Source organism: Nocardia suismassiliense (assembly GCF_900269665.1).
Lineage (GTDB): Bacteria > Actinomycetota > Actinomycetes > Mycobacteriales > Mycobacteriaceae > Nocardia > Nocardia suismassiliense.
In genome coordinates this window covers 1-2,430 of record NZ_LT985375.1, presented here as the reverse complement: position 1 = coordinate 2,430, position 2,430 = coordinate 1, and the positions used below count along the sequence as shown (strand labels likewise).

The following is a 2,430-nucleotide window of genomic DNA, read 5'->3' as shown; positions in this document are numbered from 1 at the left end:
GCGGTGGACCGAGCCAAGCCCTGCTGAGCATCCTGCAGGTGCAGCGCGAACGCATTGCCCTGCTCCCGCTGGTGCAGCAACTGGCCGATGCGTTACGCCGCCGCGGCGCACTGGATTTCGGCGCGCAGATGTCCTTGGCCGCCCGTCTCGCCGCCGAACACCCGGAGGTCGCCACCGCCGAACGCGCCCGTTTCCGCCTCGTCTTGCTCGACGAATACCAGGACACCGGTCACGCCCAACGAGTTCTGCTGGCCGCCTTGTTCGGTGGCGCACCCGAGACCGATCCGTCCGCACGCGCTGAGCAGCCGACGAGTGCGCGGGAGCCGCGGCATACCGGACGGCAGACGAGCGAGGAGTCGCGGCCGGGCAAACAACGCGGCGCTGCCAAGTCCTCGAATGCCGATGCGCGGGAGCCCTCGTCGCGCGACGGACAACGACTGGCGGTCACCGCCGTCGGCGATCCGATGCAATCGATCTACGGCTGGCGCGGCGCCTCCGCCGCGAACCTGCCGCGCTTCGCCACCGACTTCCCCAGTGCCCCTGGCATTCCCGCGCCGACGCTGCCGCTGCTGACCAGTTGGCGCAATCCACCCGAGGCACTGGCGCTGGCGAACCTGGTAGCCGACCCCTTGCGCCGCAAAGCCATCGAGGGCGGCGGCGTGACGGTCGATGCCCTGCGCGCGAAACCTGATGCGGGACAGGGCGTGGTGGCGCTGGCGTTGACCGAAACCGTCGCCGAGGAACGCGAGTGGCTGGCCATACGAATCGCCGAGGAGTGGGCGGCCCGTCGCGCCGCGGGGGAGCCGCCGCCCACCTCGGCGGTCTTGGTGCGCCGCAACGCTGATGCGTCACCGCTCGCGGAAGCGCTGCGCGCCCAGGGTTTACCGGTGGAGATCGTCGGACTCGGCGGTCTGCTCGCCACCCCCGAGGGCGCCGATATCGTCGCCACACTGCGCCTGATCGCCGAACCGGGCTCGGGTAGCGCGGCGATGCGGGTGCTGACCGGTGCTCGCTGGCGTATCGGCGTCGCCGATATCGCGGCGCTGGCCCGGCGCGCGCGCATGCTCTCGATCAGCCGCTTCAGCAGCGGTGACGCCCCGGACATCACCGACGGCAACTCGCTGGCCGAGGCCTTGCGCGAGGTGGCGCCGGAACCCGCCGAGCAAGCGGGCCTGGCCGACGCGATCGCCGATCCCGGTCCGCGCGAACAGTATTCGGAGTCGGGTTTCGCCCGGATCGAGGCCTTGAGCAGAGAACTCGCGGCTCTGCGCGAACGCAGCGGCCAATTGCTGACCGAGCTGGTCGCCGACGTGGAGCGCACCATCGGCGTCGGCGTGGAGACCCAAGCCCGCCGGGCCATGTCGGGCACCGGCGCGGGGCGTGAGCATCTCGACGCATTCGCCGAAGTGGTCGCCGGGTACGCGGCCGATTCCGGTGCGTCGCTGAGCGGCTTGCTGTCCTTCCTCGCCGCCGCCGAGTCGGTCGAGAACGGCTTGGAGCCGGGCGAAGTCGAGGTCGCCAAGGACCGGGTGCAGGTATTGACCGTGCACGCGGCGAAGGGTCTCGAGTGGGAGATCGTCGCGGTGCCGCACGTGGTGCGTGGCGTCTTCCCGTCTGGGACCGCGTCGGGTACCTGGCTCGGTGCCCTGGCCGAACTCCCGACCAAACTGCGTGGCGACCGGCAACAGGACGACGCGGCCGAAGGCGTGCCCGTCCTCGACCTGGCCGACCTGTACGACCGCGCCGACCTGGAACGCGCGATCAAGTCCCACAAAGAAGCACTGGAGCGCCGCCGCATCGACGAAGAGCGCCGCCTCTTCTACGTCGCCCTCACCAGAACTGAACGCGTGCTGCTCGTTTCGTCGCACCACTGGGCCGAGACCGGCACCACCCCGAAGGGCCCCTCCGACTTCCTGCTCGAACTGAAACACGCCAGTGAATCCGCCGACAGCCCCGCCAACGGCGTTGTCGACGTCGCCCGCTGGGACGACCCACCGGCGCACGACGCGGTGAACCCGTTCACCGACAACCCGGCCACCGCCGAATGGCCGCGCGACCCCCTCGGCGACCGCCGCGATCCCATCGAGCAAGGTGCCGCGCTCGTCCGTGCCGCCCTGGCCGAACTCCGCGCCAAGCCGCCCGCCCCCCGAGCAGCCGCCCGCGAGAAGAACATGGCCGCCGGACAACCTGGCGCGGTCGTAGAAGCGGACGGTGCCTCCGAATCTGGCGAAGTCCTCGAATCGGACCACGTCCTCGGTGGTCGTTTCGACGAAACTGCTGTGACCGCAGCAGGATTCACCGACCCCTACCCCTTCGAGCCGCCGGACGACATCGACGCCTTGCCACCGGACCCCATGGACGCCCCGCCACCGGACCCCGACACTCTGCCGCCGGACCCCATGGACACCCACCTCACCGAACCCCAGCACC

At 70.6% G+C, this 2,430-nt stretch carries 1 protein-coding gene; it reads left to right on the top strand.

The genetic code is table 11. The features are described 5' to 3' along the window. Nucleotides 1–2,430, top strand: a 2,430-nt coding sequence (locus DBO33_RS42400) for an ATP-dependent helicase (RefSeq protein WP_234391497.1), incomplete at both ends; no start/stop codon positions are given.